Source organism: Subsaximicrobium wynnwilliamsii (assembly GCF_007997225.1).
Lineage (GTDB): Bacteria > Bacteroidota > Bacteroidia > Flavobacteriales > Flavobacteriaceae > Psychroserpens > Psychroserpens wynnwilliamsii.
This window is the reverse complement of sequence record NZ_VORM01000002.1, coordinates 330,791-344,048: the sequence shown is the minus strand read 5'-3', so window position 1 is coordinate 344,048 and position 13,258 is coordinate 330,791. Positions and strand designations below refer to the sequence as shown.

The window sequence follows — 13,258 nt, the reverse complement described above, 5'->3', positions numbered from 1 at the left end:
GCCTTCGGCTTTTTTATTTTTGAGCTAAGGATTTCGCTTCGGAAGAAATGTTCAGTTAAGATTAAAAGATCCCGCTAAAAAGCGGGATTAATTCGAACATCACGTTTCAATGCGCCTTCGGCTTTTTTATTTTTGAGCTAAGGATTTCGCTTCGGAAGAAATGTTCAGTTAAGATCAAAAGATCCCGCCAAAAAGCGGGATTAATTCGAACATCACGTTTCAATGCGCCTTCGGCTTTTTTATTTTTGAGCTAAGGATTTCGCTTCGGAAGAAATGTTCAGTTAAGATTAAAAGATCCCGCTAAAAAGCGGGATTAATTCGAACATCACGTTTCAATGCGCCTTCGGCTTTTTTATTTTTGAGCTAAGGATTTCGCTTCGGAAGAAATGTTCAGTTAAGATTAAAAGATCCCGCCAAAAAGCGGGATTAATTCGAACATCACGTTTCAATGCGCCTTCGGCTTTTGAAACGTGGTTCTCATTAATAATAAAATCCTGTCTGAATTAACAGACAGGATTTTACCCCTAACTAAACTAAATTTTAAACCTTAATGTGTCCGCTTAACTACAACATTAAGATTACCTACTTATGATTATGAAACTTCTTCAAGTTTCTATCTGATGTATATACGCTCCCATTTTAGATTTGGATCACTAGGATTAAAAAAAAGTTATATTTTTTTTGCTTCCTCCCAGAAAACGTCCATTTCTGCTAGGCTCATCTCCGATATTTTTTTTTCTGAATCTTTAGATTTTTGCTCCAAATATTGAAAACGCTTGATGAATTTTTTATTGGTACGCTCCAAAGCACTCTCCGGATCGATCTTTAAGAAGCGTGCGTAATTGATCATGGAGAACAGCACGTCCCCAAATTCACTTTCCATTTTTTCTTGGTCACCAGCATCAATCTCAACTTGAAGTTCTTGCAACTCCTCCTGCACCTTTTCAAAGACCTGCTTGGGTTGTTCCCAATCAAAACCTACCCCAGCCACTTTATCTTGGATTCGGAGTGCTTTTACCATGGCTGGCAAACTTTTGGGTACGCCTTGCAAAACGCTGGTCTTACCTTCCTTGAGCTTGATCTGCTCCCAATTGCGTTTCACGTCTTCTACATTTTCAACCTTGACATCGCCATAAATGTGCGGGTGGCGTTCTATCAATTTGTCACAAATGCCATTGCAAACATCGGCCATATCAAAAGCATCGGTCTCGCTGCCAATTTTAGAGTAGAACACAATGTGCAAGAGCACGTCTCCCAATTCCTTTTTGACTTCCTCTTGATCGTCATCCAAAATAGCATCGCCAAGCTCGTACACCTCCTCTATGGTAAGGTGACGTAGACTTTCCATGGTTTGCTTTTTGTCCCATGGGCATTGCTCACGCAGCTCGTCCATGATGTTGAGCAGGCGTTCAAAAGCTTTGAGTTGTTGGATTTTATCGGCCATGATTATAAAGGATTTTTGAAATTAAAAAAGTGAAAGCATTCAAAATTTTCGTTTTGAATGCTACATAAAATAGAATCTATACTGGCTTTGCTAAAAACACCAAGCATTCGAAGGTTTAAAACCATTCAGAAACCTTGTTAATTTAAGAATAATACTGAGTGAAACCTTTGTACGCAATAGTTCATCGCACAAGTCTATATTCTATAATCTAGAAGCGCAACGCTCTAAACTCTCTTTTCATGTTACTCTTCTTCGCTACTCGCTTCCTTTTCTTCGGAAGGCGCTTCCAAAACATCAAGCATATCGTGCTGTTGCAACAAATTGTACCATTGCATGATTTTCTTGATGTCACTGGCATAAACGCGATCTTCATCATAATCGGGAAGTATTTCGAAAAAATATTCCTCCAATTTGATTTTGGAATCCTTAGGACTAATTGAAGTTGGCTTGCCATCTTCCTTTTCCATGATGTTATTAAGGACTTGGCGCAATGGCACCTCTTCCGTTAAGGTGTAGATGGCGATTTCGCTCAATACACTAATATTATTTTGCATGGTCACATTGACCTTTTTTTTATCTAGTAAGGATTCAACAACAAAACCATTGCGTGTTTGTGTGAGAATCTTGAATAATCCTGGTTTTCCTGAAATGGAAAGTACTTTGTCTAAACTCATAATACATGTGGATACGTAAAAGGACAAGCGCCACTGTGCGTTTATAAAAAGGCATTGTCGCTAAGAAACTTTTACCGTTTAAGTTATTTTAATTTGCCTGTTTTTAGGCCGGTTTATTTTTTGTGTTTTAAGGCTGCTATTTAAAACATGCAGCACTATCTTTTTTTCTTGACTGAAGGAAAACGCATGCGATAATCCACGTCGATTTTTCCTTTGGATATGTTGGACAGTTTCCCTTTGATCAAGCGTTTTTTAAGTGATGATAATTTATCGGTAAACAAGATGCCTTCGATGTGGTCGTATTCGTGCTGCACCACTCTGGCGATCAAGCCATCAAATTCCTCAACATGCTCCTTAAAGTTTTCGTCTTGGTATTTGATTTTGATTTTGGGTTGCCTAAAGACGTCCTCACGAATATCGGGAATGCTCAAACAGCCTTCATTAAAAGCCCATTCATCGCCCTCTTCCTCCATGATCTCGGCGTTGATAAAGGTGCGATTGAACGCCTTCAATTGCGCGCGCTCTTCTATTGAGAAGTCCTCATCTTCAGCAAAAGGAGAGGTATCGACCAAGAACATGCGAATTGACAATCCCACTTGTGGTGCTGCCAGTCCTACGCCAAATGCGGCATACATGGTCTCTTTCATGTTTTCTATGATTTCATCCAAATTGGGATGGTCTTTGGCTATGGGGTCGGCTTTTTTTCTTAGAACGGGATCACCGTAAGCCACTATTGCTAATGTCATTTCTCCTTGATTTTTCGCTTGCAAAAATACAATTCTTATACTGAAATTTTAAATTTTCCTATTGATTATACAAATAACTCTGTAAGATGATTGTAGCGCTAATCTCATCCACCAAAGCCTTGTTTTTGCGCTGCCCTTTGTTGAGCCCGCTATCAATCATGGTCTGGAAAGCCATTTTGGAAGTAAAGCGCTCATCCACCCGCTTGATGGGAATCTTCGGGAAAGTCTTCTCTAACGTAACTAGGAATTTTGCTATGGAAACTTCACTTTCCGAAGCCTCATTGTTCATTTGTTTAGGCTCACCAACCAAGAATAATTCCACCTGCTCTGTGGAAGTGTAAGTTTTCAAAAATTTATAAATATCCTTGGTCGCCACAGTCGTCAAACCAGATGCGATGATTTGAAGTTCATCGGTCACCGCGATCCCTATGCGCTTGGTGCCATAATCTATTGCTAAAAGTCGTGCCATCTGGCAAAGTTAAGACATTGTTGGAAATGATTGGGATTTTGGACACTTATTTGAAAGAAGGGCGTAGGGATTTGGTGGTAGGTTGTAGGGATTGACGATTGACAATTGAAGAATAGCGAATATCGAATTTTGAAGGCTGAATTTTGAAGTAGAAATTTGATTTCAAATCAAAGTTGCTACTTTGAGACTGAAGACTGGAGACTGGAGACGGAAGACGGAAGACGGAAGACGGAAGACGGAAGACGGAAGACGGAAGATTGACGAATATCGAACTCTGAACGATTGACGATTAACGAATAGCGAATATCGAACTCTGAATTTTGAATTTTGAAGTAAAAAACTTGAAGTCACATCAAAGTTGCTACTTTGAGACTGGAGACTGGAGACGGAAGACGGAAGACGGAAGACGGAAGACGGAAGACGGAAGACGGAAGACTGGAGACGGAAGACGGAAGACGGAAGATTGACGAATATCGAACTCTGAACGATTGATGATTGACGATTAACGATTAACGAATATCGAATATCGAACTCTGAATTTTGAATTTTGAAGTAAAAAAATTGAAGTCACATCAAAGTTGCTACTTTGAGACAGAAGACTGGAGACGGAAGACGGAAGACGGAAGATTGACGAATATCGAACTCTGAACGATTGACGATTGAAGATTAACGATTGAAGATTAACGATTAACGATTAACGAATAGCGAATATCGAACTCTGAATTTTGAATTTTGAAGTAAAAAACTTGAAGTCACATCAAAGTTGCTACTTTGAGACAGAAGACTGAAGACTGGAGACTGGAGACGGAAGACGGAAGACGGAAGATTGACGAATATCGAACTCTGAACGATTGACGATTAACGAATATCGAATATCGAACTCTGAATTTTGAATTTTGAAGTAAAAAAAATTGAAGTCACATCAAAGTTGCTACTTTGAGACAGAAGACTGATGACTGATGACTGAAGACGGAAGACGGAAGACTTAAGACGGAAGACGGAAGATTGACGAATATCGAACTCTGAATTTTGAATTTTGAAGTAAAAAAATTGAAGTCACATCAAAGTTGCTACTTTGAGACTGAAGACTGAAGACTGAAGACTGAAGACTGAAGACTGTAAACTGTAAACTGGACATTATTTTTCCGAAGATTTACTCAAACCGAATATAACTTTATCTTTGTGTGAACATCAACAAACAATCATGAAACAACTACAACAAAACATAGAAGACGCGTGGGAAGACCGTTCATTGCTTAGCAATGAGGTCACGATAGAAAGCATTAGAAGCGTGATTGACCTTTTGGACGAAGGTACATTGCGCGTTGCGGAACCTACTGAAGATGGCTGGAAGGTCAACGAATGGGTCAAAAAAGCAGTAGTGCTCTATTTCCCAATCCAAAAAATGGAAACCTTGGAAGCTGGTATTTTTGAGTACCATGATAAGATTCCGCTCAAGCGTGACTACGCCAACCGAGGGATTCGAGTAGTGCCAAATGCTGTGGCGCGCCATGGCGCTTTTATTGCTTCAGGCACGATCTTAATGCCAAGCTACGTCAATATTGGTGCTTATGTGGATGAAGGCACTATGGTAGATACCTGGGCAACCGTTGGCAGCTGCGCCCAGATTGGCAAGAATGTTCATTTGTCTGGCGGCGTGGGCATTGGCGGCGTTTTGGAACCTTTACAAGCTGCTCCGGTAATCATAGAAGACGGTGCATTCATTGGTTCCCGCTGTATCGTGGTGGAGGGCGTTCGCGTTGAAAAAGAAGCGGTTTTAGGCGCGAATGTGGTCTTGACCATGAGCACTAAAATCATAGATGTCACTGGAGACGAACCTAAGGAAATGAAAGGTGTGGTGCCTGCGCGATCGGTTGTGATCCCAGGAAGCTACACCAAAAAATTCCCTGCCGGCGAGTATCAAGTGCCATGTGCCTTGATTATTGGCAAACGCAAGGAAAGCACCAATAAAAAGACCTCTTTGAACGATGCGCTGAGGGAGTATAATGTGGCGGTTTAAAAAGGTCCATTGTGCTGCGGACATTTCCCCAAAGGGGAAAAGTTATCAGTAAGCAGTGCTACTAAAACGCAAAACATAAATTTCAAAATAGAAAATTCCAAATTCCAAAATTTTGCAGATTTGTAACCTCGAACTTTGAACCTTGAACCTTGAACTATGTACTTTGAACTTTGAACTTTGAACCGTAAAAAATGAAAATTCTCATCATCCAACAGAAAATGATTGGCGACGTGTTAACCACAAGTATCTTGTTTGAGGCCTTGCGTGAAAAATTTCCAAAAGCAGAGTTGCATTATGTCATCAACTCACACACGTTTCCTGTGGTGGAGCACAATCCGTTTATTGATAAGTTTTTGTTCATTACTCCGGAAATTGAGCAGAACCGTCTCAAATTTCTATCTTTTTCAAGAACTATCCAAAAAGAAAAGTACGATACGGTCATCGATGTCTACGGAAAACCAAGCAGTATCTTAATGAGCGCCTTTTCAAAGGCCAAAAAGAAGATTGCCTACCATAAAAAACACACCTCGTTTATTTACAGCCATGCCATAAAACGCAAATCTACGCCCGAGTATGCTGCGAGTTTAGCCGTAGAAAATAGAATGCTATTATTAAAACCTTTGGGGATTGATTTCAAAAACATCCAACCAAAAATCTATCTTAAGGAGGATGAAATCACTTCAGCCAAAAATTATTTAGAAACAAATGACATTTTATTAAATCAACCGCTATTTATGATTGGGGTTTTGGGATCTAATCCTTCAAAAACCTATCCTTTTGAGTATATGGCCAAGCTTATCGAAACCGTTGCCCAAACTAAAAACGCGCAAATCCTTTTTAATTATATCCCAACTCAAGAAGAGGAGGCCAAAGCGGTATATGAGCTTTGCAAAGCTTCAACCCAAGAGCAGATCCATTTCGATGTTTTCGGAAAAAGCTTGAGGGAATTTTTGGCAATCTTGAGTCAGTGCGACGCCATTATAGGCAATGAAGGTGGCGCAAATAATATGGCGAAAGCGCTCAATATCCCGACCTTTACAATTTTCTCGCCTTATTTGAACAAGCACAATTGGTTTGGTGAAAACGAAGAGGTTCAAAATGTCGCGGTACACCTATCCGATTATATCGACCTCCAGGCTTCCGATGTAAAGCAAGCCAAAAAGCAGTCCGCCCTTTATTACGAAAAATTCAAACCCAGTTTTGTAAAGTCCAAACTGGAAGCATTCCTTAGTACATTCAGCAAATGAATTATAAGTTCCTTATTTATATTTCTTACAGTTATGCCATCCCGATTGGGAAACCATTGGAGCAGGAAATCCTGAAGCGTGGCTATACGGTAAAATGGTTTAGTGATTTGGAAAGCGGGAAAAAGGCATTGGCAAATAACGAGCATTTATTGGCAACAATTGAAGAGGCTGTTGCCTTTGAACCACACATCGTCTTGGCAGCCACAGATGATATACCAGATTTCATCTCAGGGCTCAAAGTGCAGATTTTTCACGGGTTCTTCGCACAAAAACGTCCGGAGGAGAACAATAGATTTGCGCATTTTCGCATTCGTGGCTTTTTTGATTTGTATTGCACCCAAGGCCCCAGCACCACTTCAGTCTTTAAGAAATTGGCGGTATCAAAAGGCTTTTTTAAAGTCGAGCAAACAGGTTGGAGTAAAATGGATCCCCTATTCCCTTTGAAGGAAAAAGCGAGGCAAAATCTGCCAACCGTAATGATCGCTTCAACTTTCACACAACGTTTGAGCTTGGCGTATCACACAGCGGTTTTTAAAGAAATTGAACGTTTATCCAATAGTGATACTTATCAATTTATCATGGTTTTACATCCCAAATTGCCAGATGAAATCATCGCGAAATGGAAAAGCCTTGAAAACCAGAACTTCAAATTTTACGATACAACAGATTTGATTCCGTTATTTCAAAAGGCAGACTTTTTGTTTGCCGATACTACTTCAGCGATTCAGGAATTCTTGCTTCAGAAAAAACCAGTGGTCACATTCAGGCACACCCTAGAACACGACTATTTGATACAAGTGGAAGATACTCAGCATATCGAAAAAGCCTTTGAACAAGCACTGCAGCCTTCCGAAGCACTTCTTTCAAAGATTGAGGCGTTCATTGCACAATTGCATCCTTATGAGGATGGAAAATCAAGTACCCGTGTTATCAATGCAACTATTGATTTTCTTCATGCCGATAAGACAAATCTCAAGAATAAACCGCTCAATCTGATTCGGAAATACAAAATAAGAAAACGCTTGGACTATTTTACCTTGAAGAGCTACTCTAAAGCGTACACCATTAAAAAATAAGGCTCAGTCTTTTTTAATCCCGAATTGGGTATAGGTCAATTTCTTAGTTTTGGTATTTGCCCTTATCCCTTTGTTTTTCTCTAATACAACTTCATTTTTGTAGGGACGCTCATGATGCAAATGCACACAAATGGCGCTATAGCGAATCTGTAAGAACTTGACCCCATTGTTCATCATGCGCTCGCCAACTTCCCTATCTTCAGCGCCATAGGCCATGCGCTCGTCAAAACCGTTTACTCTTAAGATATCTGCTTTCCAACAGGACACATTCATGCCATCAAAAGTGGCTTTGGTAGGTGTTAAGCTGTTTAGGAGTTTTGCTTTCGTGGTTGATTTGGTCAATTTATTCAGCTTAAAACTTTTGGCTTGGCCCTGCTTCAAAAGCCAATCTTTATCAAAACAACTCTGATTTGAAATGACTTCCTTGGTTATTGCTTCGGAAACATTTGAATTCATTTTGAAATATCCACCAGACAAAGCACAATTTTCCCGACGCAATTTGAGATGCGTTTCCACAAAATCCTTACGAGCAATGCAGTCACCATCGGTAAAAACAAGATAGTTGGCACTTGCTGCTAAAATGGCCTTATTGAGAATTTTGGTTTTTTGAAAACCATCATCTTCCTGCCAGACATGGCTGATTTTTAAATGATGTGCTTCAGAAAAATCGGCAATCACTTTTTCTGTTCGCGTATCTGAACCATCATCGGCCACAATAATCTCAAATTGCTGTTCGGTTTGCAGCCCATAACTGTACAACACCATTGCCAAACATTCAGGCTTGTTGTAAGTACTAATAATAACGGAAGCTTTTAAGTACGTTGACATCACCACAAAAATACTATTTTTACAGTCTAAAATCGGTTAGAACACTCAAATTTGACAGCTAAACCCAGCAACATATCGGCCTTGATGATTACCTATAATGAGATTGGCCACATCAAGGAGGCCATTTCAAATTTAGAATTTGCCGATGAGATCATCGTGATTGACTCCTTTAGCACAGATGGCACGTTTGAAGCGCTATCTACCATGAACCATGTAAAAATAGTCCAGCGCGCGTTTCAGAACTTTGCAGACCAGCGTAATTTTGCCATTGACCAAGCTACTCGTGATTGGATTTTCTTTATGGATGCCGATGAACGCTTGACGCAAGCATCACAAGAGGAAATTGTTGAAACCGTGAAGCACAACAATGGCATTGAAGCCTTCAAAATCCCTCGTCGCTTTATGTTCAATGATAAAATGATGCGTTTTAGCGGACTCCAGACCGACCGTGTATTTCGTTTATTTAAGCGCGGTGTGACCAAGTACCGAAAAGATAAATTAGTGCATGAAGTGTTGGATTTTACCGGGGAGTTTGCTGTGCTTACACACGAAATGCTGCATTACTCATTTAGTGATTACGAAAGCTACAAGAAGAAAACAGAACACTACGGATGCCTAAAAGCCCAAGAACTCTTCAAAAAAGGCAAAACACCAAATGCTTTTCACTTTTACATAAAACCTGCCTATAAATTTTTAGCCAATTACGTGTTTCGATTGGGATTTCTTGATGGCAGGGAAGGCTACACCATTTGCAGTTTAAATGCCTACGGTGTATTTTTTAGATATAAGGTTTTGGAAAAGTTACTTTCGGGCGCGCCAGAATAGGAGTTTGTTTTTAATACGGCGCCTTCTCCAATAACGTCTTTGAAAATCTTGCGTATTATGCCACATTAAATTAAAAACCTCCTCATAGGACAGGTTGCTGCATTTGGCATATTCGTCACTCATCACTTCAATCATCGATTTATGAGTGGTTAATTTTGCGAAGTTTTTAATGCGTTCTTCCAAATCCATGCTCTTAAATTCCATGCGGTTTAAATCTACCAAATAAAACGCGTAGTCCTCCCCTACTTTTTCAATTAAAGTGTTGCCTGGAGAATGGTCTAAAAACTTGACTTGCTTCTCATGCAAATCATAAGTAAACCTTGTGAAGGCTCTTAAAATCGCTTCGTGATTAGGGTAATTTGAATCTGTGGTTAATTCTCTGTAGGTTAAATCGCAGTCTAATTGCTCTGATATATAGAAGCTTTTTTTGAATAGCAACCAGGTTTTAAATTCGTAATAGGCCACGGGTTGTGGCGTACCAATACCTAAGCTTTGGAGCCGATTTGCATATTCAAAAGAACGCTGGGCTTTACTTTTTCTCAAAAAGCGATAGGCGACTTGGTTGATGATGTTCGGTATTCTAAAAGACTTGGCGTTGAGTGTCTTAGCTTCAATCTTGAAAAGTTTTAACGAGTTTCGATCTTGGTTCCCAAAATCTTCGCCTTTGGTATCAAAATTTAGGATGAAATTGGTCAACGCCGCAGTGTGCGTCTTATATTCGTTATGTACTCTGAAGTTCATGAGGCAAAACTACGATTAATATTTCATTTTAAATCGTCCTCAAATTAGTTAATACTGGAGTTTTTTGATTTATTTGCATCAAATAATTCGGGATGAAAAACATTTTATTGGAGGCTCATAACATCAGTAATCTTCACTTTGGTTTTGGTCAATTCAATTTTCATCTGCTTCAAGCATTAAGTAAACAAGAAGCCTTATTAAATGACGAAGCAATTCGCCTTACGGTTTTGGGCAAAAATCCTTCCGATTTAAAAGCTAAATTTTCTACAGATTTCATATATAAAAAATACCATTCATTACAACGGAAACCATTTTTCCGCATCAGAAAAAAATACGAGCTCTGGCATTCGCTTAACCAAAACACCAAAGTGGAGCCTTACCATAAGATTCCATATCTTTTAACGGTTCACGACGTTAATTTCATGGAAGAAGACCAAGGCGAAAAGTTGAAAAAGCGACAACAGCTTTTTAAGGAAAAACTAGAAAGAAGCGACGCCATCACTTATATTTCCAATTATGCCAAAAGCATGACACATTGCTATTTTGAAGTACCCAATGTACCAGAATATGTGATTTATAATGGCAGTCCAAATAAGGCTGTAGCCATTGCTGAAGATTATCAACCAAAAATTTTACCAGGACAACCATATCTTTTTTCAATTGGAGAGTTTTTGGAAAAAAAGAATTTTCACACCTTATTAGAAATGCTCATTCACTTACCGGATCTGAGTTTGGTGTTGGCAGGCAAAGACACTACTGCTTATGCCGACAGAATTAGGGAGAAAGTAAAAACTCTGGGGCTTCAAAACCGAGTGCTCATTACAGGAAAAATTAGTGAGCAGGATAAGAATTACTTTTACCAAAATTGTTCAGCCTTTGTTTTTCCTTCACTGCGCGAAGGTTTTGGGATTCCGCCCATTGAAGCCATGACTTATGGCACGCCTGTTTTTTTATCAAACAAAAGTTCTCTACCCGAAATTGGTGGCGCACTCGCCTATTATTGGGAACATTTTGATCCAAAGTACATGGCTGAACAACTCAATCAAGGATTGGCTCATTTTGAATCCAACAAAAGCGAACTCCCTGCAAAACTAATCGCTCATGCCAAATCCTATTCTTGGGACAAAGCGGCCTCACGCTATATTGAAGTTTATAAAACGCTACTTAAATAAGAATTTAAACCATTGACCAAAATTCTTACCTGCTATAAACGTCTTACTTGGCATTATGGCCTTTAAGTCCATATTACCCGCGATCTCCTCCAAGGTTTTACCTTGGGCATAATCAAGGTGTTTCCACTTCTCAGGCTCTATATAGAAAAAATCCTCTCGTTGCTCATAATTCGATTTATTGGTAGTACGCCATTTTTCCATAAAGGCATCCTTATCTTTAATATCGATGTTGTGTCCCCAATTTTCAAACTTGAGCAATAGTTCTTCCTCTGTTCTGGCAATACTTTCATGCAACAATAAATTTTGTGTGTAAACAATCCGTTTTCTGGTATTTCTGGCGACCTTGTAATTGGGATAATTAGTAGCCATCACTCCCCTTGTGGGCGCTTTGACATACAAAATCCCATCATCAGAATATTTGTACAGATTGATTAGAAAGGCAGCAATTTGAATGTTCTTTTTTTCAGGATTATCGAGGTATTTATCATATTTACGAAGGTCCTTCACAAAACTCTCAAAATTAAAAAAATACTCATCGCTATCCACCTGAACCAACCAATTGCCAATGCCCATTTTTTTGGAGAGCATTTCTCGTTCACGGTTATCGTTTTCAATGGCTTTTAATTCTGGTACGTAAAAGTCATCTTCATAGATCTCGATTTTATTTTCACTGTCAAAATCCTTTAGCCATTCAAAAAAAGAAGGATCAAGCGTGAAATATTCTCCAGACCAGGTGCGCAATTCCTTATCCATCGCTATAAAAATACGATCGGCACTCTTATAAACAGGGGGTATTGACTTTTTTAGCTTATCATAATCATAAGACAACAAAAAACCCACGTGAATTTTTTTCATAACTATTGCATTGTTCGTCTACAATATTAATCAAAAGAACAAACTTAAGCCTTTACAGACCTACTTTTTTGTTTAAATTTGCGCCATATTTGCCTATGGATATTTCAATAATCATCATTAATTTCAATTCGTCAACCTTTACGATAGGTTGCATCGAGTCGATCCATCGGCATACCAAAACTGTTTCTTTTGAGATCATTGTGGTAGATAATAATTCCTCCTCAAAAGATCTTTTGATACTTGAAACTTATCTCGAAAACTCTTCCGTAAAACTCATAAAAAGCAAAGTAAACTTGGGTTTTGGTGGTGGAAATCACCTCGGCTACCAATTTGCCTCGGGTAAACATTATGCTTTTATCAACAATGATGTGGAATTAACCGAAAATTCGTTACTCAAACTTTTGCAATACAGCAACGCACATCCAGATATCGGCGTATTGGGCCTGCACCAAGTGAATGCTGAACAAAAGCAATTTAGATACAGCTATCGCCAATTTATTGGCTTTAACTATCATTTTTTTAATCAGAAAAAACCACAGGCATATTACGGAAGACTAACAAACTCAGATTTATCAAAACCATTCGAGGTTGATATCGTCTCTGGTGCATTCATGTTCTTTAAAAAAGTGGCCTATGAAAAAGCAGGCGGTTTTGATCCAAATATTTTTCTGTTCTACGAAGAAATGGATGTTTGCTTGAGACTGAAAAAAGCTGGTTATAAAACCGTTTTTTATCCTGAATCCACCTTTATTCATTTCATGGGCAAGAGCTCGACGAATGTGAAAATCAGAGCTGAATTTACAATTTCGTATCTCTATGTGATTCAGAAAAACTTCACCTATTCCTATTTTTGTGCCATGCGCTTGATGTTGCTTTTAAAATACGGGTTCAAATCCATTTTAAAGCCTAAAAAATATTATGCCCCGTTCAAAATCCTACTCAGAGGAGGGAATTCATTGGTTTATTCCATGAAACCCTAAAGTAGATTGACGATAAATGATTGACGATTTTGGAATTTTGAATTTTGAATTTTGAATTTTTCTGTTAAAATATATTTCAAAATCTAATGAATAACCTCGGGGCAAGCCCACTAGGTATGAATTGAAAGATGTTCATTGTATTTCGAGGCAAGCCTCGGGGACTAAAACCCTCTGGAGGGAT

At 39.0% G+C, this 13,258-nt stretch carries 14 protein-coding genes; 7 read left to right on the top strand and 7 right to left on the bottom strand.

Translation table 11 applies throughout. The features are described from left to right. Nucleotides 1-670: 670 nt before the first annotated feature. From mazG to ruvX, 4 genes are all read right to left on the bottom strand, one after another. Nucleotides 671-1,444, bottom strand: a complete 774-nt coding sequence (gene mazG / locus ESY88_RS02870) for a nucleoside triphosphate pyrophosphohydrolase (protein WP_147085417.1) — start codon at nt 1,442-1,444, stop codon at nt 671-673. 242 nt (nt 1,445-1,686) lie between these two features. After that, on the bottom strand, nt 1,687-2,118 hold the full coding sequence (locus tag ESY88_RS02865; protein WP_147085416.1) for a DUF5606 family protein: 432 nt from the start codon (nt 2,116-2,118) through the stop codon (nt 1,687-1,689). 155 nt (nt 2,119-2,273) lie between these two features. Next, entirely contained in the window at nt 2,274-2,864 is a 591-nt protein-coding gene (gene def / locus ESY88_RS02860) for a peptide deformylase (RefSeq protein WP_147085415.1), read from the bottom strand. A gap of 58 nt (nt 2,865-2,922) precedes the next feature. Next, entirely contained in the window at nt 2,923-3,333 is a 411-nt protein-coding gene (gene ruvX, locus ESY88_RS02855) for a Holliday junction resolvase RuvX (protein WP_147085414.1), read from the bottom strand. Between the two features lie 341 nt (nt 3,334-3,674). Here ruvX and ESY88_RS21645 point away from each other — a divergent pair, with 341 nt between their 5' ends. The 4 genes from ESY88_RS21645 (at nt 3,675) to ESY88_RS02840 (ending at nt 7,676) form a co-directional block, all read left to right on the top strand. Next, nucleotides 3,675-3,800: a hypothetical protein gene (locus ESY88_RS21645; RefSeq protein WP_262713065.1), complete on the top strand. Its 126-nt coding sequence runs from the start codon at nt 3,675-3,677 to the stop codon at nt 3,798-3,800. A gap of 737 nt (nt 3,801-4,537) precedes the next feature. After that, a complete protein-coding gene (locus ESY88_RS02850; protein WP_147085413.1) occupies nt 4,538-5,353 on the top strand; it encodes a 2,3,4,5-tetrahydropyridine-2,6-dicarboxylate N-succinyltransferase in 816 nt (271 codons plus the stop codon). Between the two features lie 191 nt (nt 5,354-5,544). Continuing rightward, complete coding sequence (locus ESY88_RS02845; RefSeq protein ID WP_147085412.1) at nt 5,545-6,600, top strand: glycosyltransferase family 9 protein; 1,056 nt, start codon at nt 5,545-5,547, stop codon at nt 6,598-6,600. Beyond that, nucleotides 6,597-7,676: a UDP-N-acetylglucosamine 2-epimerase gene (locus tag ESY88_RS02840; RefSeq protein ID WP_147085411.1), complete on the top strand. Its 1,080-nt coding sequence runs from the start codon at nt 6,597-6,599 to the stop codon at nt 7,674-7,676. Before ESY88_RS02845 ends, ESY88_RS02840 begins: the two co-directional genes overlap by 4 nt. 3 nt (nt 7,677-7,679) lie before the next feature. On the opposite strand, the gene ESY88_RS02835 is transcribed toward ESY88_RS02840, so the two are convergent. Beyond that, nucleotides 7,680-8,504: a glycosyltransferase family 2 protein gene (locus ESY88_RS02835; RefSeq protein ID WP_147085410.1), complete on the bottom strand. Its 825-nt coding sequence runs from the start codon at nt 8,502-8,504 to the stop codon at nt 7,680-7,682. Between the two features lie 51 nt (nt 8,505-8,555). Between ESY88_RS02835 and ESY88_RS02830 the strand changes: the two genes are divergently transcribed. After that, nucleotides 8,556-9,329, top strand: a complete 774-nt coding sequence (locus ESY88_RS02830; RefSeq protein ID WP_223270689.1) for a glycosyltransferase family 2 protein — start codon at nt 8,556-8,558, stop codon at nt 9,327-9,329. Here ESY88_RS02830 and ESY88_RS02825 read toward each other — a convergent pair. Next, nucleotides 9,306-10,070 (bottom strand): lipopolysaccharide kinase InaA family protein, encoded by a 765-nt coding sequence (locus tag ESY88_RS02825; protein ID WP_147085409.1) that lies wholly within the window; start codon nt 10,068-10,070, stop codon nt 9,306-9,308. The two genes, ESY88_RS02830 and ESY88_RS02825, sit on opposite strands and share 24 nt — an antisense overlap. A gap of 92 nt (nt 10,071-10,162) precedes the next feature. Here ESY88_RS02825 and ESY88_RS02820 point away from each other — a divergent pair, with 92 nt between their 5' ends. Further along, the gene (locus ESY88_RS02820; protein WP_147085408.1) at nt 10,163-11,242 is read left to right on the top strand and encodes a glycosyltransferase family 4 protein; all 1,080 of its coding nucleotides are present in this window, start codon (nt 10,163-10,165) and stop codon (nt 11,240-11,242) included. Here ESY88_RS02820 and ESY88_RS02815 read toward each other — a convergent pair. Beyond that, a complete protein-coding gene (locus ESY88_RS02815; protein ID WP_147085407.1) occupies nt 11,231-12,097 on the bottom strand; it encodes a hypothetical protein in 867 nt (288 codons plus the stop codon). The genes ESY88_RS02820 and ESY88_RS02815 overlap by 12 nt on opposite strands. A 95-nt stretch (nt 12,098-12,192) precedes the next feature. On the opposite strand from ESY88_RS02815, the gene ESY88_RS02810 reads away from it, so the two are divergent. Next, nucleotides 12,193-13,077 carry a glycosyltransferase family 2 protein gene (locus tag ESY88_RS02810; protein WP_147085406.1) on the top strand — a complete coding sequence of 295 codons (885 nt, stop codon included), beginning with the start codon at nt 12,193-12,195 and terminating at the stop codon, nt 13,075-13,077. Nucleotides 13,078-13,258 lie beyond the last annotated feature (181 nt).